Origin of the sequence: Duodenibacillus massiliensis (genome assembly GCF_928721995.1) — a bacterium.
In the GTDB taxonomy this organism is placed as follows: domain Bacteria; phylum Pseudomonadota; class Gammaproteobacteria; order Burkholderiales; family Burkholderiaceae_F; genus Duodenibacillus; species Duodenibacillus massiliensis.
Window position 1 is genome coordinate 2,010,468 of record NZ_OV788642.1, and the last position, 17,764, is coordinate 2,028,231.

A 17,764-nucleotide genomic window follows, 5' to 3' on the forward strand; every position below is an offset into this window, starting at 1 on the left:
GTGGCGTCAGTATGTGCGGGCCCGCAAAAATCAGAAGAAGACGGCCTGCGGGCTGTAAAATCAGCGGCAAAACCGGTTCCCTGCCGGGCTCTCTCGGGGCTTCAATTCCTTAAAAAAGGACTCTAGCATAAGGCGCCCCGGGGCACGGCAGGAATCTTTTTCCGAATCTTTCAGTTTCTCTGCGGGTGAGACCGTTTATGGAACGCATCACACTCTCTCAGGTTCCCAGGTACTCCTTTTACGTGAAAAGGAGCCTTCAGGCGATTGACTACGGCGCAGACGACGCCCGGATGCTTGCGATGCTTGAAGAACGCACAAAAGCGCCGGTGACGCGCGAAATGATGGTCGAGCGCCTTGCCGGGTGCGAAACCGGTGAGTTTTTAGCCGACGCCATGCGCCGCTTACGGCGCGACGTGATGATTGCGCTCATTGCGCGCGATACGACGGGGCTCGCGGACTTCGAAGAAGTCGTGCGCACGATGTCAGACTTAGCTGAGGTGACGGTAAGCGCCGCCGTGCGGGTGCACAGCCGGGATCTGGCCCGCCGCTACGGGGTGCCCACAAGCGCTGAGGGCGTGCCCCAGGACCTCTTGGTGGTCGGCATGGGAAAACTTGGCGGTCGGGAACTTAATGTGAGTTCTGATATTGACCTCATCTTTGTTTACGATGAGGCGGGCGACACCAAACCCACGGCCGAATTTCCCGATGCCCGCAAAAGCGTGAGCAACCACGAGTTTTTCGAGCGCCTTGCCAAACGCGTGATTCCGGCAATTAACGATGTGGAGGGCGTGGGTTTTGTGTTTCGCGTCGACATGCGCTTAAGGCCCTTCGGTGACGGCGGCCCCATTGTCGTAAGCCGCGACATGCTCGAAGAGTACCTCTATGCCGAAGGGCGCGACTGGGAGCGCTTTGCGTGGCTTAAGGGCCGCGTTGTAAACGACCCCGTCTTTATGACGGCGGAGGCCTTTGACGAAGCCACGAAGGGCTTAAGAAGCCTCGTGCGTCCTTTCGTTTTCCGGAAGTACGTCGACTTTTCGGCCTTAAGTTCGTTGACGCGCATGCACGAGATGATCCGTGCGGAAACTGCGCGGCGCGAAGCCGGAAAAGAGCCCGGGATCAACGTCAAGCTTGGCCGCGGCGGGATCCGCGAAATTGAATTCATCACGCAGACCTTTCAGATCATGCGGGGCGGCCGCGAGCCGCAGTTAAGAGGCCGCTCGACGCTTCCGATGCTCGCAGCCCTTGCCGAAGACGGCGCCGTTACGGAAGAGACGGCGGAAAAACTCTCGCGCGACTATGTGTTTTTGCGAAACCTCGAGCACGCGCTGCAGTATGTAGATGACCGCCAGACGCAGATGCTGATGGATGACGCCGAAACGCATGAAAAAATCGCGGCGATGCTCGGGATGACGCGTGAAGCGCTGGATACAAGGCTTGACGACGTGCGGCACTTCACCGCGCAGACCTTTGACGGGATTTTCCATATCGAAAGCGGAATAAAAACCCGAAGCGGCTGGCCCGTGGGTTGGGAAGCCGGGGACAATGAAGCGCAGAAAAGTGTCGCTGAGAAACTGACGGGCCTGGGGTATAAGGACGCGGACGCACTTGCCGCTCGGATGATGAAGCTTCTTAACTCCCGGTGGCTTGCGTCGCGCACGCCGCAGCAGCGCGAGCAGTTTGCAAATTTCATGGCGGCAACGGCTGAAAAGTGTCCGGAGTGGGCGACAAGTCAGCGCGCCGCGGTCGCCGCCGACGAAGTCTTTCAGCGCTATCTGAGTTTATTGGAAGTCATTCTCGGGCGTCCCACCTACATTGCGCTTTTAAACCAGTATCCGAGCGCGGCGGCGCGCGTCGGAAAATTGCTTGCCGTGAGCCGCTGGGCCGCAGACTACCTCACGGTGCATCCGCTTCTTCTGGATGAGCTCGTGGACGGCCGTGGGCAGAGTATCGACAACTACACGCCGGTTGACTGGTCGCAGTGGAGTGAGACGTTAAGAAGCGGGCTCCTTGAACTCGGAGACGACCGTGAGCAGCAGATGAACCTCCTGCGTGACACGCATCACGGGGCGCTTTTTCACCTGCTCCTTGCGGACCTCGCGGGGCGCCTCACGATTGAGCGGCTCGCAGACCACCTCTCGGCGCTTGCGGACGCCGTCATTGAGCTCGTCCTTGAATTTGCCTGGGAGTCGGTTCCCAACCACCACTGTGAGCAACCGCATTTTGCGGTGATTGCTTACGGGAAACTCGGCGGCAAGGAACTCGGGTACGCCTCCGACCTTGACCTCATCTTTCTTTACGACGACGCGGATCCCGCGGCGGACGCCGACTACTCAAAGCTCGTGCGCAGGATGTTGAGTTGGCTTACCGTACAGACAAGTTCCGGCATTCTTTTTGACATCGATATGCGCCTGCGCCCCAACGGCCAAAACGGCCTCACGGTCTCATCCCTTGAAATGTTTAAGCGCTACCAGCGTAACGACGACGGTAACGGCGCGTGGTTTTGGGAACATCAGGCTTTAACGCGTGCGCGCTTTTGCGCCGGGGACCCGGACGTGGGCCGCGCTTTTGAAGAAGAACGCCGCCACATTCTGATGCTCGAGCGCGATCCCGCGGTGGTCGCAAAAGAAGTGGCCGCGATGCGCGCAAAAATGCTTGAAGGCCACCCCAACACCACGGAGCTTTTTGACATCAAGCATGACAGGGGCGGCATGGTCGACGTGGAATTCATCGTGCAGATGCTGGTGCTCACCTACGCGCACCGCTATCCCCAGCTTGTGAACAATTTCGGGAATATTCTCTTACTTGAAATGGCGGCGGACCTAGGGCTTGTAGCGAAAGACACAGCCTTGGCTGCCGTTGCCGCCTACCGGCGCTATCGTTCGATTCAGCGCGAGGTGAGACTCACTCTCGGAGCTGAAGGAGGCCCCGTGCGCGTGCCTTTTGAGGAGCTTAAGCCTGAGCGCACTGCGGTGCTTACGCTCTGGAAGAGCCTCTTTGGTGAATAAATTTCGGGTTGTTGTTTAGGAAGAAAAAAATATGAAATTAGACACCGTTGCGGTCTGGAATGACCTGCACAAAACCCCGGAACTGGGTTTTCAGGAATTTAAAACGAGCGCCTACATTGCGGCGGCGCTGGAAAAGATGGGCTACGCCGTCACGCGCGGCATTGCGGGTACCGGTGTGCTTGCTGTGAAAAAGGGGACGGAGCCGGGTCCGGTGATGCTGCTGCGTGCCGACATGGATGCGCTGCCCTTTAAGGATGAGGCCGGCAACCCCATCTGCCTTCATGCCTGCGGGCACGACGGGCACTGTGCGATGCTTCTCACAGCTGCCGCGGAACTTTTTGACAAGGTGAAAAAGGGAACACTCAAAATCTTCTTTCAGCCCGCGGAAGAAACCCTGAAAGGCGCGGTGGAATCCTATAAGAGCGGGATTTTCGATGACGTTGAAATTGCGCTCGGGCTTCATATCCGCCCGGTGCAGGACTTAAAGGCCGGGGACATGTGTGCGGCTGTGCGCCACACCTCAAGCTCCGTTGTCTGCATCCGCATTAAGGGGCGCGGAGCGCACGCCTCGCGCCCGCATCTCGGCGTGAACTGTGCTGAGGCTGCGGCTTTGGTCACAAACGCTGTCTGCGCCATTAAGCTTGATCCCACAAAGACTTGGTCGGTGAAGGTGACGGGGATTAACGCCATGGCAAGCGCGCACAACATCATTCCGGACCATGCGGAAGTCTGGCTCGACTGCCGTGCGCAAACCAATCCCCTGATGACGGAGCTGCAGGCCAAATTAAAGGACGCCGGCATTTATGCCGCCAAGGCCGTGGGCGCCGAAGCCGAAATCGACTGCCAGGGAATTTTGCCCGCCGCTGAGTACGATGACGAACTGACGGCCCAGGTTGCTGAAGAAATCAAGAAGGTTGTGGGCAAGGAGCATCTCGATAAGGACTGCGGTGGCGGCGGTGAGGACTTCCACTTCTACAAACAGATGAAGCCGGAACTGCGCTGCGCTTACTTCGGTGTGGGCGTCGGGTGTGAGCCGGGCCTTCATGACCGCAACATGCACTTTGATCCGAAGTATCTTGTTAACGGCGCAAAGGTTCTGGAAGCGATGGCACTGCGCTACGTCGGCTGATTGCCGCCTGGCTTTTTGAGTCCTTAAAAATCTGCCCGCACGGTGTTGATGCCTGCGGGCAGAACCGTTTTCAGCCAAGCAGTGCGTTAAGTTCCGGTATCGCTGAGTGACATCCCGATTCCTCAGCCTCACTGTGGCCAAACGCCGAAAAAGATGAGCGTAATCACCCCGTAGCGCAGGAATTTCCCGAGCGCCGTCCAAAAAAGCGCCGCCCAGACGTTAAGTTTCAGCCACCCCGCGGCAAGCGATAAAGCGTCGCCAACCACCGGAAGCCAGGAAAGAATCAGAAGCGGGGAACCGTAGTGCTGAAGGCGCGTGAGCGCCTTTTGAGGAAGTTTCTTTTGCGGAATGAGGCGTCCGACGGCGTAGGTCGTCATGGCGCCCAGGGTATTGGCGGCAGCGGCAGTAAGAAGCGCCGCGGGCCAGGCCTCGCGAAAGTTCGCGAACACTGCCGTGAGTACCGCTTCGCTTGCTCCGGGAAAAAGCGTTGCCGAAATAAAGGCTGACGCAGCAAGCGAGGCAAGTGACGCTGTAAGACCCACGGCAGGTACCGTTTGTTTAAGCGGGTGTGCCCTGCATGCCGCTGTGACGCATCAGTGCGTCAAGCGTGGGCTTGCGGCCGCGGAAGGCAACGAAGTTTTCCATGGCGCTGCGGCTTGCGCCGCGGCTGATCACTTCATCGAGCCACCGTTTACCCACGGCCGGATTAAAGAGCCCTTCCTCTTCAAAGGCGCTGAAGGCGTCAGCGGAAAGCACTTCAGCCCACTTGTAGCTGTAGTAGCCCGCGGCGTAGCCCCCGGCAAAGATATGCGAGAAGCTCTGGGGGAACCGGTTAAAGGGAACGGAAGGGGTGACGGCAACTTCCTTTCGGACGTCAGAAAGAACCTTCATGAAGTCGGCTTTGCCGTCCCCACAGCCGTGCAGCAGCATGTCAAACAAAGCAAACTCAAGCTGGCGCACGCAGAAAAGCCCCGCGTGGAAGTTTTTCGCGGCAAGCATCTTGTCAAAAAGCGCCTTCGGCAGGGGCTCTCCGGTTTCATCCTTCGCGCTGATCGTTTTGATCACGTCGTACTGCCAGGCCCAGTTTTCCATGAACTGGCTCGGCATCTCAACCGCGTCCCACTCAACGCCGTTAATCCCCGAAAGTCCCGCGGTTTCAACGCGGCTCAACATGTGGTGCAGGCCGTGGCCGAACTCATGAAAAAGCGTCTGCACATCGTCGTGCGTCAACAGAGACGGTTTGTCCCCGACGGGCTCGGCGAAGTTACAGACCAGGTAAGCGGTGGGCGTGCGGTGCGTGCCGTCAGGAAGCGTGCAGGCCGTAAGGTCGTTGTCCATCCAGGCGCCGCCCCGCTTGCTCGCACGGGCAAAAAGGTCGGTGTAAAACTGCGCGATGAGGTTGCCCTTTGCGTCACTGATGCGCCAGAAGCGCACGTCCTTGTGCCAGACGGGCGCAGTGTCCGGCGTAATGCGGATGTCAAAAAGCCGCTCAACGAGCCCGAAAAGGCCCTTAAAGACCGCAGGCAGCGTGAAGTACTGCTTCACCTCTTCGTCAGAAAAACTGTAGCGCTCCTCACGGAGTTTTTCCGAGGCCCAGGCCTGATCCCAGGGCTGCATGTCGGTGAGCGCGAGTTTCTCGCGCGCGTAGGCTTCAAGTTCCGTTTCGTCTTTTTGTGCCCAGGGTTTGGCGCGGGCCGCGAGGTCACGGAGAAAATGAATGACTTCGGCGGGCGTCTCCGCCATCTTGGTGGCAAGCGACACTTCGGCAAAATTCTTAAACCCGAGGAGTTCGGCTTCTTTCTGACGCAGCTCGAGCAACTGCTGAATCACAGGGCCGTTGTCTTTTTCCTTGGGACCGAATTCAGAGGCCCGCGTCACAAAGGCGCGGTAGACCGTTTCGCGGAGCGTGCGGTTTGCGGCATATTTCATCACCGGCAGATAAATCGGGTACTGCAGCGTGATGCGCCAGCCGTCGACGCCCGCGGCCTTGGCGGTCTGTGCCATCAGGGCCTTGTCACCCGAGGGGATTCCTTCGAGTTCCTTTTCGTCGGTGATGTCAAGCGTCCAGGCGTTTGTGGCATCAAGAAGGTTCTCACTGAATTTCTGCGAGAGCGCTGCCGCCTTTTCGCCGCAGGCCTTCAGTTCTGTCTTTTTGTCTGCGGGAAGGTCGGCGCCCGACAAACGGAAGTCCCGCATCTCGTGCTCAAGCAGGCGCTTTTTCTGTGCGGATAACGCTGCGTAGCCCGCGCCCGCAGCAATCGCCTTGTACTTGCCGTAGAGCGCTTCGTTTTGCGAGAGATCGATGTAAAACTGCGTCATGCGGGGAAGGTTCCCGTTAAACGCATCGCGCAGCTCAGGCGAATCCATCACGCCCATTAAGTGGCCGACGGCACCCCAGGCGCGCGACAGTTTTTCAAGGGCCGCGTCAAGCGGATCAATCACGTGCTGCCAGTCTGCGGCCGTTGCCGGGTCCGTGGCCTTTTTTAAAGCGTCAGCTGCGTCCTTTAAAAGGACGTCCAAAGCCGGTGACACGTGCTCGGCGCGGATTGCCGCGAAGTCAAGCAGATGCGCCTGGTGAATCAAAGGATTGGTTTCAGTCATATTCGTTACTTGTTCATTCGCCGTTCAACGGCTTCCACGGTATTGGTCATGAGCATGGCAATCGTCATGGGGCCCACGCCGCCCGGAACGGGCGAAACCCAGCCGGCAATCCCCATCACGGACGCGGTATCAACGTCCCCGCAGAGTTTCCCGTTTTCATCGCGGTTCATGCCGACGTCAATCACAAGGGCCCCGGGTTTGACCATGTCGCCCGTGATCATCTTCGCGCGCCCCACGGCGGCGATCAAAACGTCGGCGCGGCGGGTGACGTCCGCGAGATCAGCCGTGCGGCTGTGCGCGACCGTCACGGTGGCGTTTTTGGCCAAAAGCATCAGTGCCTGGGGTTTACCCACGATGTTGCTTCGGCCTACCACCACGGCCTCTTTGCCGGTTAAGTCGTAGCCCACGCTTTCGATCATCTTCATGACGCCGTAGGGCGTGCAGGGCATAAAGCCCCCGGTCCCGGTGAGAAGCTTCCCGGCATTCATCACGTGAAAGCCGTCCACGTCCTTTTCCGGGGCAATGGCGGCAATTACCTTTTCCGGAGCAATCTGCTCGGGTAAAGGGAGCTGCACGAGAATGCCGTCGACTCGCTTATCGTTATTGAGTTCCCCGATGAGCTTTAAAAGCTCTTCTTCGCGGGTGTCTTTGGCAAGCCGGTATTCAATACTTTCGATACCGGTGTCGGCACAGGCGCGGATTTTGTTTCTGACATAGACCTGGCTTGCCGGGTCGTCCCCGACGATGACAACCGCAAGGCCCGGCCGGTGGCCTTTTTCGGTGAGTACCGTCGTGCGCTTGGCAAGATCGGCGCGAATCGAGGCGGCAAGCGCCTTTCCGTCAATAATCTGAGTCACGTTGATTCCTTACTTCAAAATGACTTTTTTGGATGAAGCTTCCCAATACTGCTTGGCTTCGAGGGCCTTGTCCGAGGCCGCCTTTACCGCAGCGGCCGCCGTGTCGTTGTAGCGCAGCCGGAAATCCGTGATCGGCTGGTTGCTCTTCAAAATCCGCACCGGCACCACGCGCATCGTGCGGCGCACGGTTTTGCTCTGGCGCGCGAATTCGACGGGGTCGGTGGCGGCTACTTCAGCAAAGCCCACGGCCATGGAGCCCGCGTTAACCGGCTGAATTCCGATGTCGGCGGCTGCCACCGCGTCGTTCGGAATCAATTCCATCACGCGGTTACCGCGGATAGTGCGTACCTTCCATTTGCCGCCTTCGGCGGGCACAGTGCGTTCGGCCGCGTCATCGCGCTCACAAAAGACGCTTCGTTTGGCGGGGTGCACCTGAAAGACGCCTTCAGCGGCCCTGCGGCCGCGTTTGACGGGGTCAAAGGTCACACCCCAGGGATTGGCACCCTGGTGGTTGACGTAGGGAAGGCAAAAGAGGTTGCCGCGGGTAAAGGTCGTGGTGAGGCGCTCAAGTGACGAGGCCCCTGTGAAGGCGGCCTTTGCGGGCATCACGATCTCATCGTCTCCGAGCCACCGGGTTGTCTGGTAAACGAGGCTCCCCTCAGGGAAGACGGCATTTTTATCGGTGTACCAGGCAAGCGCTGTCGGGAGGTTATTGCCGTCCCGCATGTACTGGCGCACGGGTTTGCCGGAGACGTCGTAGGCGCGCACGGCGACCGCGAGGAAGTAGTTGGCGTCACCCTTAAAGCGGATAAGCGCGCGGCCGTCCTCCAAAAACCGGATTTCTTCGGCGCCGGTGTTCGCGACCGGTTTACTGTTGCGGAAAAGCGTATGCGCACCCGCGCCCCAGGAGAGAAACGGCTCTTTGTCTGCCGTCTGGCTTTCGGTGACGCGCAGGCGGTTACCTTCCGCGTTTAAGGCAAAGCGCGTGTCATGCGGCCCGTAGAAAACGTGAATCCCGTTTTTAAGCGCTTCTTCGGTGGTCACGGCCGCTTCTTTGGCATCCTTCGGGGCGCGCACCGCGGTTTCCGGCAGCCACCGGGCATCCGTGAATTCCTTGTAGTCGGCTTTGGCCGTGGGGGGCTGCGGCGCTGTGGCGCAGCCCGCTAAAAACAAAACGGCAGCGGCTGCGGCGGCTGTCGTGCGAATCGTGGTAAACGTCATGAGTGAAGTCTCAGCAACATGGAGTGGCTGAGCATCATAGACGAGAACGGCGGATTGTCTGCTTAAGAATCGAAAAGTACACCGGGATTTAACCGGTTTTCGGGGTCAAAGAGGGTTTTGACGGATCGCATTGCCTCGTATTCTTCGGGACTGCGCATGACGCGCAGCCACCCGGTCTTGATGCGTCCCACGCCGTGCTCGGCAGCGACCGACCCGCGGAACCTTTGAACATACGCGTAGACAACGGCGTGAATTGCCTCTTCGTGCGTAAAGCAGAGTCTGGGATCAAGCCCTGGTTTGACGCCCATGTTGTAGTGAAGGTTGCCGTCGCCGAAGTGCCCGAAAATGCTCGGGGCGATCCAGGAAAAGCGATTTCCAAGCTCTGCCGTGCATTCGGTGATGAAGGCAACAAGGGAGGATCGGGGCACACTGATGTCGTGTTTCACGTTACCCCCGGACTTTTTGTGCGCTGAAGGAATGGATTCCCTCACGCGCCAGAGGGCTTCGTTCTGGGTTTCGCTCTGACCGATGACGGCGTCAGCCACCGTATCCGACTCAAAAAGGGCGGCAAGCAGGTTTTCAATCTGAGGGCGCGTGGCCTCAGACTCTTCGGTGGTGTCGTAACGGATTTCCGCGAGGACGTACCAGGGATGATTGAGCTCAAAACCCACGGGGATGTCAGGCAATTGCTCTCGGACCTTGGCAATCGTTGCGGCGTGCATGAGTTCAAAGGCTGAGAGCCTTGCCGAAAAGTTTTTCGAAAGCGTCTCAAAAAGCTTTTCGGCAGCCTGCAGTGAATCAACGGCCGCCACAAACACGGTGCGTGCGGCAGGAAGTGCGGCAAACGCCAGCGCTGCCCGCGTGATGATGCCGAGCGTTCCTTCTGCGCCGATAAAAAGGTGCTTGAGGTCGTACCCGGTATTGTCTTTTCTGAGGCTTCTTAACATGGAAAGCACCCGCCCGTCAGGAAGCACGACTTCAAGACCGAGGCACTGCGCGCGCATGCTGCCGTAGCGCAGTACGTGCACGCCTCCGGCGTTCGTGGAAAGGGTTCCCCCCACCGTGCAGGTGCCTTCGGCGGCAAGGCTCACAGGAAAAAGAAGCCCCTCTTCGGCCGCCGCATCCTGAAGGTTTTTGAGAATCACGCCGCTTTGAACAACCGCGGTGGCGTTGACGCGGTCAATGGCCTCGATCCGGTTCATGCGGGCGGTATTGACAAGCACCGTGCGGCCGACATCGGCATCAGCAACCACTGGGGTGGCGGCTGCGGCGTTACCGGTGTTGCCCCCTTGCGTAAAAACGAGGGCCTTATGTTTGGTGCAGACCGCCATCAGGCGTGAGACCTCATCGGTTGAGGCGGGCAGTGCGCAGCAGACTGCTTGTCCGTGCCAGCGGCGGCGGTTGTCGGTGAGCATCGGCGCAAACTGCGCCGGATCGGTTATAACGGCTGCGTCGCCAATCGCCGCGCGAAGGTCCTCAATGAGTGTCACGACAGAGTTTCTCCAAAAAGTGCAGGCAGCCGCCTCAGGCAAATTCGATGATCATGCGTTTTCCGAGCGCATGCGCATAACGCTACAGCGTACTATTGCATAAAAGCAGATATAGATACCGGATAAAAAGCGACAGAAAGCAAAAGTCTTGTTAAAAAAGGGAAGGCCGACGGATGCAGCGTTATTACCCGCGAACGATTGAGAAAATCCTGCCGCTTGCATCAGCGCGCTTTAAAGTCGTGATGCTGCAGGGCGTGCGCGCGTCTGGAAAGCGTACGGTTCTCATGCATTTGGCCGGGGATAGAAACCGCGTGGTGCTCCCGGGCGACGATGCACTGATGCCGGAAGCCAAAGCCGATCCCCGGGGCTTTTTCGAATCGCTCAGGGCGCCGGCCGTCGTGGAAGGCATTGACCGTGTGCCGGAACATTTTCGGCCGCTTAAGTCTGTGGCGGACCGCAGCCCCGAGAGAGGGCTGTACTGGGTGACGTCTTCGCAGCGCATCGAACTGATGACGGAACTGGAAGACAAACTTCCGGGAAGGCTTTTGCCGCTTGATCTGCTGCCGTGGTCGCTCGCTGAGCGAGAAGGGCGGGGGACTCACCCAGACACCGTTTCTGCCGGATCACACGCGGGCACTGAAGCCCGCTGACACACCGCACAGGGAGGTGTCTCTTTGGGCGATGATTTGGCAGGGCGCCTGGCCCGCGGTCATTGACGCTGACGGGCTGGCCCGGAAGGCGTTTTACGACGCGCTGGTTGCGCGCTATGTCGAGCGGGATGTGCGGCCCTTGGTTAATCTCGCCAAGCCCGATAAATTCCGCGTGTTTTTACGGGCCCTGGCAATGGTCAGCGGCGAGGAGCTCCGCTTTAACGTCATAAGCCGCTTTGCGGGCGTTCACACGACAACCGTGAAACGGTGGTTGACGGTCGCTGAGAGGACGGGCCTCATTTATCTGCTGCCGCCCTTTGACGGCAGGATCGGACGGCAGCTTGTTAAAAGCCCGAAAATTTACCTCATCGACACGGGGCTTCTTGCGCACCTTCTGCGCATCGATTCGCCGCAGACAATGGCCGAGCATCCTTTGGCCGAAAAGTTTTTTGAGACGTTTGTGGTTACCGAAATTCTCAAGAGCTGGGTGCATAACGGCCGCACGCCTGACTTTTGCTTTTTCAAAGAAAGCCGCGGGATGGAAATTGCTCTTTTGATTCGAAGCGGCGGAAAGTACTTTCCGGTGGCCGTGACGACAAAACAGCATCCGCTGCCCGCGGACTCCAAATGGAGTCTGAAGCTCGCGCGGCTGGGCGTAAAGACGGGACCGGCTGCCGTCATTAGCACGGCACCGGGAGCTTACGCAGTGGCGCCTGACGTCGTCGTACAAAACGTTTGGTCGATCTGATCAATGGTTTGAGACGGCAACGAAAAAGCCCCGGCATCCGTAAGACGTCCGGGGCTTTTAACTTACTCAGTCAGTTCCGGTTAGAGCAGCGGAACGATGAGAAGTGCCACGATGTTGATGATCTTAATCAACGGGTTCACGGCGGGACCAGCCGTATCCTTGTACGGATCGCCCACGGTGTCGCCCGTGACGGCAGCCTTGTGGGCATCGCTACCCTTGCCGCCGAAGTGACCGTCTTCGATGTACTTCTTGGCGTTATCCCAGGCACCGCCGCCGGTGGTCATGGAGATTGCGACGAAGATACCGGTAACGATCGTGCCCATCAGCACACCGCCCAGAGCCTGCGGGCCCAGAGCCAGGCCCACCACGATCGGAACGATCACCGGCAGAATCGACGGAATGATCATTTCCTTAATGGCGGCGCCGGTGAGCATTCCGACAGCCTTGGAGTAGTCGGGCTTGGCCTTACCTTCCATGATGCCCGCGATTTCCTTGAACTGACGGCGCACTTCAATCACCACGCTCCCTGCGGCACGGCCCACGGCTTCCATCGCCATTGCACCGAAGAGGTAGGGAATCAGACCGCCGATGATAAGCCCGGCGATCACGTAGGGGTTGGAGAGGTCAAACGTGAAGTCGACGTTAAAGGACTGCTTCAGAGCGTGCGTGTAGTCGGCAAACAAGACGAGTGCCGCAAGACCGGCGGAACCGATGGCGTAGCCCTTCGTGACGGCCTTGGTGGTATTACCGACGGCATCCAGGGGATCGGTGACGGCGCGGACCTTTTCGTCCAATTCGCTCATTTCAGCAATACCGCCCGCGTTATCGGTGATCGGACCGTAGGCGTCAAGCGCCACAACGATACCGGCCATCGTCAGCATCGAGGTCGCGGCAACGGCAATACCGTAGAGGCCTGCGAGCCAGTAGCTCACAATAATGGCGATCACAACGCAGATCACGGGCATGGCGGTGGCCTTCATGGAAACCGCAAGACCCGCGATGATGTTCGTGCCGTGGCCGGTCGTGGAGGCTTTGGCCACATCCTGTACGGGCTTATATTCGGTACCCGTGTAGTACTCGGTGATGACAACCATCAGCCCCGTGAGAACCAGACCCACAATGGCGGTACCGAAAAGCGCACCCGTTGTCACGCCTTCAGGGAGCATTGCCGGATCGGAGAAGACAAAGTCGCCCACAAACCAGAAGGCAACGGCGGCGATCACGCCCGCGACAATCAAGCCGCGGTAGAGAGCCGTCATGATCTTCTTACCCGGGATGTAGTTCACAAAGAACGTGCCGATGATGCTTGCGATGATGGAAACGGCCCCGAGAATGAGGGGGTATTCCACGAGACGCATGGCGTCGCCCGTTGTGGCGAGCGCACCGATCATCATCGTCGCGATAAGGGTCACCGCGTACGTTTCAAAAAGGTCAGCGGCCATACCGGCGCAGTCACCGACGTTGTCGCCCACGTTATCGGCGATCACGGCGGGGTTACGCGGGTCGTCTTCGGGAATGCCGGCTTCCACCTTACCCACAAGGTCAGCGCCGACGTCGGCGCCCTTCGTGAAGATGCCGCCGCCAAGACGCGCAAAGATTGAAATCAGAGACGAACCGAAGGCAAGACCGATCAAGGGCTTGATCGTGGCGTAGAGGTTGGCGTCAGCCGGAGCGGTCTGGGTGAGAAACGCCATGTAGCCTGCAACGCCCAAAAGGCCCAGACCCACCACGAGCATACCCGTGATGGCGCCGCCTTTAAAGGCGACGTTAAGGGCTTCCTTCATGCCGATGCTCGCGGCCTGGGCGGTACGGACGTTGGCTTTAACCGAAACGTTCATGCCGATAAAGCCGCAGGCGCCGGAGAGAACGGCACCCAAAGCAAAACCAACGGCGGTCTTCCAGCCAAGAGCCGGAACAAAGGCGATCACAACGAAAAGAATGACGCCCACGACCGCAATGGTCGAATACTGTTTGGTGAGATAAGCCTGAGCGCCCTGCTGAATAGCGGACGAAATTTCCTGCATGCGGGCATTGCCGGGGTCTTTGGCAAGCACCCAGCTGCGGGTGACAAGGCCGAAGATGACGGCTAGGATGCCGGCGGCAATGGCAAGCCACAAAGCTGTAGTCATAGAACCTTCCTTTGGTGTCGCTTTCCCTTTTTATCGCAGGAAAGGCGTACGCCGGTGATTTTCCAGTGGTTGTTAAAGAATAAGCCCGCGAAAATCGGGGAAATTTCCGTGGGCTTACAGGTAAAACTTTATTTGAGCGCTTCAAAAACGCGTTCGCGGATCGTGTCGATCGAGCCGATGCCCGAAATCGCGCGGTACTGCGGAACCCCCTTGGCGCCGCTCTTGGCGAGGTCACTGTAGAACTTCACTAGAGCTTCTGTCTGCTGATGGTAGACCGCAAGGCGCTTCATCACGACTTCTTCTTTGTCGTCGTCGCGCTGCACCAGGGGCTCGCCCGTCACATCGTCCTTACCCTCAACCTTCGGGGGGTTGTACTTGATGTGGTAGCTGCGGCCGGAAGCCGGGTGAATGCGGCGGCCCGACATGCGTTCAACGATTTCCGCATCGGGAACCGCGATTTCCAGAACGAAGTCGATCGGCACACCGGCGGCCTGCAGGGCCTGCGCCTGGGGAATCGTGCGCGGAAACCCGTCAAAGAGGAATCCCTTCTTGCAGTCATCCTGCGTGAGGCGTTCCTTCACAAGACCGATGATGATGTCGTCGCTCACAAGTCCCCCCTGATCCATGATGACCTTGGCGGCCTTGCCGAGTTCGGTGCCGGCCTTGACAGCAGCGCGCAGCATGTCGCCCGTGGAAATCTGGGGAATGCCGAAGCGCTCCTTAATGAAAGCGGCCTGAGTGCCCTTACCGGCACCGGGAGGTCCGATGAGAATCAAACGCATTTGATCGTCTCCAAAAATTAGTCTGTTTTTCTTTTCCGACGCCCGTCTGCGGCATAGTCCGACAACGGGTTAGCAAAACCCTTCGGGCTGCGGCGTTGAGAACAGTCGATTCCAAGCATTCTAGCCCAAAGAAGCAGGCAAAAACATGGGCCGAAAGGAGGGGGCGGGGCGTGTGCCGCCGGTGTTTCTCAGAAGCTTGGCAAAAACTCAGGACGACACGTCCCTCAGGCCTTTGCGGCTCTTAACAGCGTGGTTAACGTCGTGCGCTCGGTGCCTTTCATAGAAATTCCGCGAGGAAACCCGCGTCTTCAGACGCGGGAGGAATCGCAGCTGTTTTTATTTTAAAAAATTGGTACCATACGCACTATGCTAAACGTCGTTTACAGCAGAAACTGCGTCTATCAGACAGCTTACCATGTGGTATGGTGCCCCCAGTACAGGAAATCCGTTCTCAGGGGTGGTGTTGCGCAGTCTCTGCGTGAGTTGCTTGAAAGCATATGCGCTGAAAGAAAGTATGAGATACTTTCTTTGGAGATTCAGCCGGATCACCTGCACCTGTTGGTCAGTTTTCCGCCGTCCGTCAGCATTGCCGACGCGGTGAGAGTATTGAAGGGTGCCAGTGCAAGGATGCTGCTGATGCGGCATCCGGAACTCAAAAATGAACATTGGGCAGGCCATCTTTGGTCGCTTTCTTACTACGTCGGAACAGCAGGCAGTGTCAGTGCAGAAACGAGCAAAAGCTACATCGAAAGGACTGAACACATCCGCGGACGGCGTTAGACGCGTTGAGGGGAGCGGCAAGTGTGTCCGCACAGCCTGCGTTCGGCTGGAACTACTCGATCCGGCAGCACACGAAAAGCTCGCAGCGACGCAGAGACTCTATGCGCAGGTGTGTAACTATGTAGTTCCGACAGTAGCGGCGGACCGCACGAAGAGGCTCTGGCAGCGTTTCACGCTGCATCACGCAGTTTATGACAAGATCAAGGCAAAATTTCCGGATCTCGGCAGCCAGTATGCCTGTAACGTCATCCGCTCGGTGTCGGCAGCCTACAAGACGGAGCTTGCCAATCATCCGGCACAGCTCAAAAGTGAGGACAAGAAGCTCAAGACGCTGGTGTTCAGGCACCCCTCGGTTCACGTCGACAAGAACACGCTGACATTTTTCCCTGACGGCACTGTTTCAATTTCAACCATCAGCGGTCGGATTCGGGCACGTCTGTGCCCCGGCCCTTTTCAAAAAGAGTTGCTGGCTTCGGGAAAGCGTAAGGAGTGCAACCTTGTTCTGCATCCCCGGAGAGGCCGGAAAGAAGCGTTTTGGGAGCTTCACATCGCTGTGGAGTCCCAAGGTTGTTCGGGCGAAGAGCATTTAAAGAATCTGAAAGCCGACGAGATCATGGGTATTGATGTCGGCGAGAACAATATTGCGGCCGTCAGCACGGGCCGTATTTGGAAAGCAGGAGCATTAAAGGATAAAAGAGACCGATATATGAGTCAGAGAAAGCGTCTTCAGCGCAACGGCTCTCAGAGTGCCAGACAGCACCTGAAAAAAGCCTCAGGCCGAGAAAGACGCCATGTGACGCATGTCAATAACGTTGTAAGCAAAGAGATTGTGCAAGAAGCCGCAAAGCGGGGTATCAAGTTAATCGCCCTGGAAGACCTGACGCATATCCGGGATCACATCAAGGCCGGGAAACGCATCAGAAGCCGACTGCACCGCTGGTCTTTCCGTGAGTTGCAGGAGATGATTGTTTACAAAGCGGCAGCCGCTGGAATCCGGTGTGTTTTCCTGGATCCGCGCTATACAAGCCAGACATGCTCACAGTGCGGGGCACCGGGCAAACGCCATAAGCACGGGTTCCGATGCAGCCAATGTGGTCACCTTGCGCACAGCGACTTGAATGCGAGCCGCAACCTGCAGGGTCTGTGCCGACAGCTGTCAGCACAGGGGCTGATGTAAACCAGCCTTATGTTGGGCCGTGTGATGCGGTTACAATAAAGCCCCCGTCTTCAGACGGGGGATTGTTTACCTTCCGACATCGTGAAGGCGTACCAGTCCAAGGAGTTCCGTGAGTACCTGAAAGCTGACGATAATGGCCTCTGGTACTACCCGTAAGACGCCCGCAACAAAAACGGCCGCTCATCACGGGCGGCCGTTTTGACGGAAAATGCGTTTTACGCAGCGGGCCAGAGGCGCCGCACGCGCTCAAGGTCTTCTGCCGTATCAACGCCCGCGGGGAGGTTGGCAGAAAGTACCGTCACGGCGATTTTGTAGCCGTGCCACATGGCGCGAAGCTGCTCAAGCGACTCTGCTGCTTCAATGGGCGCGCGGGTGAGCGCCGGAAAGCGCTTTAAAAACGCAACGCGGTAAGCGTAGATTCCGATATGGTGCAGGGCCGTAAAGCCTTGGGGAAGCGCCTTCTGGCCGTCTTTAAAAGCGTCCCGCGGCCAGGGGATCGGGGCCCGCGAAAAGGTCATTGCGCGGTTTGTGCCGTCCAATTCCACCTTCACCACATTGGGATTTAAAAAGCTCTCGAGCGTCTCAATCGGGTGCGCGGCCGTGGCAATCGCACAGTCAGGCGCCTCTTCAAGCGTTTTCGCAACGCGCCCCACAACCTCCGGCGGAATCAAGGGTTCATCACCCTGGACGTTTACAACGATCGTGTCGTCCGCGAGGCCCATGAGCGTTGCGGCTTCCGAGAGCCGGTCGGTTCCCGTGGGGTGCGTCTCTTTGGTGAGAACGGCTTCAATGCCGTTTTCCGTGCAGGCCTTTACGATGTCGTCGTGATCCGTTGCCACCGCAACGCGCGAGGCACCGGAAAGCGCCGCGCGCTCCGCAACGCGCACGACCATGGGTTTGCCGGCAATGTCCATGAGGGGTTTGTTCGGAAGGCGCGTTGAATGCATGCGCGCCGGAATGATGACGGCAAAGGACATGATCTAGGCCTCCGCGGGCTTGACGCGGGCTTTTTCGATTTCTTCAGGGGTGAGCTCGCGCGCGTCTTTCACCAGCATCTGCGGAATGTCGTCTTTGACGGGAAACGCAAGCGCGCACTTGGCGCACTGAAGTTCCGAAGTTGCGTGATCAAAGTGCAGCGGCCCCTTACAGACGGGGCAGACGAGAACATCGGTTAAACGGGTATCCATTTTTGTTT

At 58.2% G+C, this 17,764-nt stretch carries 15 protein-coding genes; 6 read left to right on the plus strand and 9 right to left on the minus strand.

All coding sequences use genetic code 11. From position 1 onward, the window contains the following. Positions 1 to 197 precede the first annotated feature (197 nt). Together glnE and NXF97_RS09265 are read left to right on the plus strand one after the other, a co-directional pair. Positions 198 to 3,005 carry a bifunctional [glutamate--ammonia ligase]-adenylyl-L-tyrosine phosphorylase/[glutamate--ammonia-ligase] adenylyltransferase gene (glnE, locus tag NXF97_RS09260; RefSeq protein ID WP_274955792.1) on the plus strand — a complete coding sequence of 936 codons (2,808 nt, stop codon included), beginning with the start codon at positions 198 to 200 and terminating at the stop codon, positions 3,003 to 3,005. Positions 3,006 to 3,036: 31 nt separating this feature from the next. Beyond that, a complete protein-coding gene (locus tag NXF97_RS09265; protein ID WP_022373377.1) occupies positions 3,037 to 4,134 on the plus strand; it encodes an amidohydrolase in 1,098 nt (365 codons plus the stop codon). 128 nt (positions 4,135 to 4,262) lie between these two features. On the opposite strand, the gene NXF97_RS09270 is transcribed toward NXF97_RS09265, so the two are convergent. The 5 genes from NXF97_RS09270 to NXF97_RS09290 all read right to left on the minus strand — a co-directional run bounded on the left by NXF97_RS09270 (position 4,263) and on the right by NXF97_RS09290 (position 10,303). Continuing rightward, entirely contained in the window at positions 4,263 to 4,676 is a 414-nt protein-coding gene (locus NXF97_RS09270) for a YqaA family protein (protein WP_274955793.1), read from the minus strand. Between the two features lie 16 nt (positions 4,677 to 4,692). Then, on the minus strand, positions 4,693 to 6,735 hold the full coding sequence (locus NXF97_RS09275) for a M3 family metallopeptidase (RefSeq protein WP_274955794.1): 2,043 nt from the start codon (positions 6,733 to 6,735) through the stop codon (positions 4,693 to 4,695). 5 nt (positions 6,736 to 6,740) lie between these two features. Further along, complete coding sequence (gene folD, locus NXF97_RS09280; protein ID WP_274955795.1) at positions 6,741 to 7,592, minus strand: bifunctional methylenetetrahydrofolate dehydrogenase/methenyltetrahydrofolate cyclohydrolase FolD; 852 nt, start codon at positions 7,590 to 7,592, stop codon at positions 6,741 to 6,743. 9 nt (positions 7,593 to 7,601) lie between these two features. Further along, positions 7,602 to 8,813, minus strand: coding sequence for a hypothetical protein (locus NXF97_RS09285; protein WP_274955796.1), 1,212 nt, complete (start codon positions 8,811 to 8,813; stop codon positions 7,602 to 7,604). A 62-nt stretch (positions 8,814 to 8,875) separates the two neighbouring features. Beyond that, positions 8,876 to 10,303, minus strand: a complete 1,428-nt coding sequence (locus NXF97_RS09290) for an FAD-binding oxidoreductase (RefSeq protein WP_274955797.1) — start codon at positions 10,301 to 10,303, stop codon at positions 8,876 to 8,878. 173 nt (positions 10,304 to 10,476) lie between these two features. Here NXF97_RS09290 and NXF97_RS09295 point away from each other — a divergent pair, with 173 nt between their 5' ends. Both NXF97_RS09295 and NXF97_RS09300 read left to right on the plus strand, forming a co-directional pair. Then, positions 10,477 to 10,953: an AAA family ATPase gene (locus tag NXF97_RS09295; RefSeq protein ID WP_274955798.1), complete on the plus strand. Its 477-nt coding sequence runs from the start codon at positions 10,477 to 10,479 to the stop codon at positions 10,951 to 10,953. Positions 10,954 to 10,984: 31 nt separating this feature from the next. Further along, positions 10,985 to 11,701: an ATP-binding protein gene (locus NXF97_RS09300; protein ID WP_274955799.1), complete on the plus strand. Its 717-nt coding sequence runs from the start codon at positions 10,985 to 10,987 to the stop codon at positions 11,699 to 11,701. 80 nt (positions 11,702 to 11,781) lie between these two features. Here the strand turns inward: NXF97_RS09300 and NXF97_RS09305 are convergent, their stop codons facing one another. Continuing rightward, positions 11,782 to 13,830, minus strand: coding sequence for a sodium-translocating pyrophosphatase (locus NXF97_RS09305; protein WP_022373126.1), 2,049 nt, complete (start codon positions 13,828 to 13,830; stop codon positions 11,782 to 11,784). 128 nt (positions 13,831 to 13,958) lie between these two features. Then, positions 13,959 to 14,612 carry an adenylate kinase gene (gene adk / locus NXF97_RS09310; protein WP_074009068.1) on the minus strand — a complete coding sequence of 218 codons (654 nt, stop codon included), beginning with the start codon at positions 14,610 to 14,612 and terminating at the stop codon, positions 13,959 to 13,961. Between the two features lie 366 nt (positions 14,613 to 14,978). On the opposite strand from adk, the gene tnpA reads away from it, so the two are divergent. Together tnpA and NXF97_RS09320 are read left to right on the plus strand one after the other, a co-directional pair. Continuing rightward, positions 14,979 to 15,392 carry an IS200/IS605 family transposase gene (gene tnpA / locus NXF97_RS09315; protein ID WP_274955800.1) on the plus strand — a complete coding sequence of 138 codons (414 nt, stop codon included), beginning with the start codon at positions 14,979 to 14,981 and terminating at the stop codon, positions 15,390 to 15,392. Then, positions 15,334 to 16,569, plus strand: a complete 1,236-nt coding sequence (locus NXF97_RS09320; RefSeq protein WP_274955801.1) for an RNA-guided endonuclease InsQ/TnpB family protein — start codon at positions 15,334 to 15,336, stop codon at positions 16,567 to 16,569. Before tnpA ends, NXF97_RS09320 begins: the two co-directional genes overlap by 59 nt. 215 nt (positions 16,570 to 16,784) lie before the next feature. Here NXF97_RS09320 and kdsB read toward each other — a convergent pair whose 3' ends face one another. Then, the gene (gene kdsB, locus NXF97_RS09325) at positions 16,785 to 17,546 is read right to left on the minus strand and encodes a 3-deoxy-manno-octulosonate cytidylyltransferase (RefSeq protein WP_022373124.1); all 762 of its coding nucleotides are present in this window, start codon (positions 17,544 to 17,546) and stop codon (positions 16,785 to 16,787) included. Positions 17,547 to 17,549: 3 nt separating this feature from the next. After that, positions 17,550 to 17,756 carry a Trm112 family protein gene (locus NXF97_RS09330; protein WP_022373123.1) on the minus strand — a complete coding sequence of 69 codons (207 nt, stop codon included), beginning with the start codon at positions 17,754 to 17,756 and terminating at the stop codon, positions 17,550 to 17,552. Positions 17,757 to 17,764: the final 8 nt, after the last annotated feature.

Excerpts from the sequence above, each read along its gene's own strand:
- glnE (WP_274955792.1), top strand. The coding sequence starts at position 198 with ATGGAACGCATCACACTCTCTCAGGTTCCCAGGTACTCCTTTTACGTG.
- NXF97_RS09265 (WP_022373377.1), top strand. The coding sequence starts at position 3,037 with ATGAAATTAGACACCGTTGCGGTCTGGAATGACCTGCACAAAACCCCG.
- NXF97_RS09275 (WP_274955794.1), bottom strand. The coding sequence starts at position 6,735 with ATGACTGAAACCAATCCTTTGATTCACCAGGCGCATCTGCTTGACTTC.
- NXF97_RS09285 (WP_274955796.1), bottom strand. The coding sequence starts at position 8,813 with ATGACGTTTACCACGATTCGCACGACAGCCGCCGCAGCCGCTGCCGTT.
- NXF97_RS09295 (WP_274955798.1), top strand. The coding sequence starts at position 10,477 with ATGCAGCGTTATTACCCGCGAACGATTGAGAAAATCCTGCCGCTTGCA.
- NXF97_RS09300 (WP_274955799.1), top strand. The coding sequence starts at position 10,985 with ATGATTTGGCAGGGCGCCTGGCCCGCGGTCATTGACGCTGACGGGCTG.
- NXF97_RS09305 (WP_022373126.1), bottom strand. The coding sequence starts at position 13,830 with ATGACTACAGCTTTGTGGCTTGCCATTGCCGCCGGCATCCTAGCCGTC.
- adk (WP_074009068.1), bottom strand. The coding sequence starts at position 14,612 with ATGCGTTTGATTCTCATCGGACCTCCCGGTGCCGGTAAGGGCACTCAG.
- tnpA (WP_274955800.1), top strand. The coding sequence starts at position 14,979 with ATGCTAAACGTCGTTTACAGCAGAAACTGCGTCTATCAGACAGCTTAC.
- kdsB (WP_022373124.1), bottom strand. The coding sequence starts at position 17,546 with ATGTCCTTTGCCGTCATCATTCCGGCGCGCATGCATTCAACGCGCCTT.
- NXF97_RS09330 (WP_022373123.1), bottom strand. The coding sequence starts at position 17,756 with ATGGATACCCGTTTAACCGATGTTCTCGTCTGCCCCGTCTGTAAGGGG.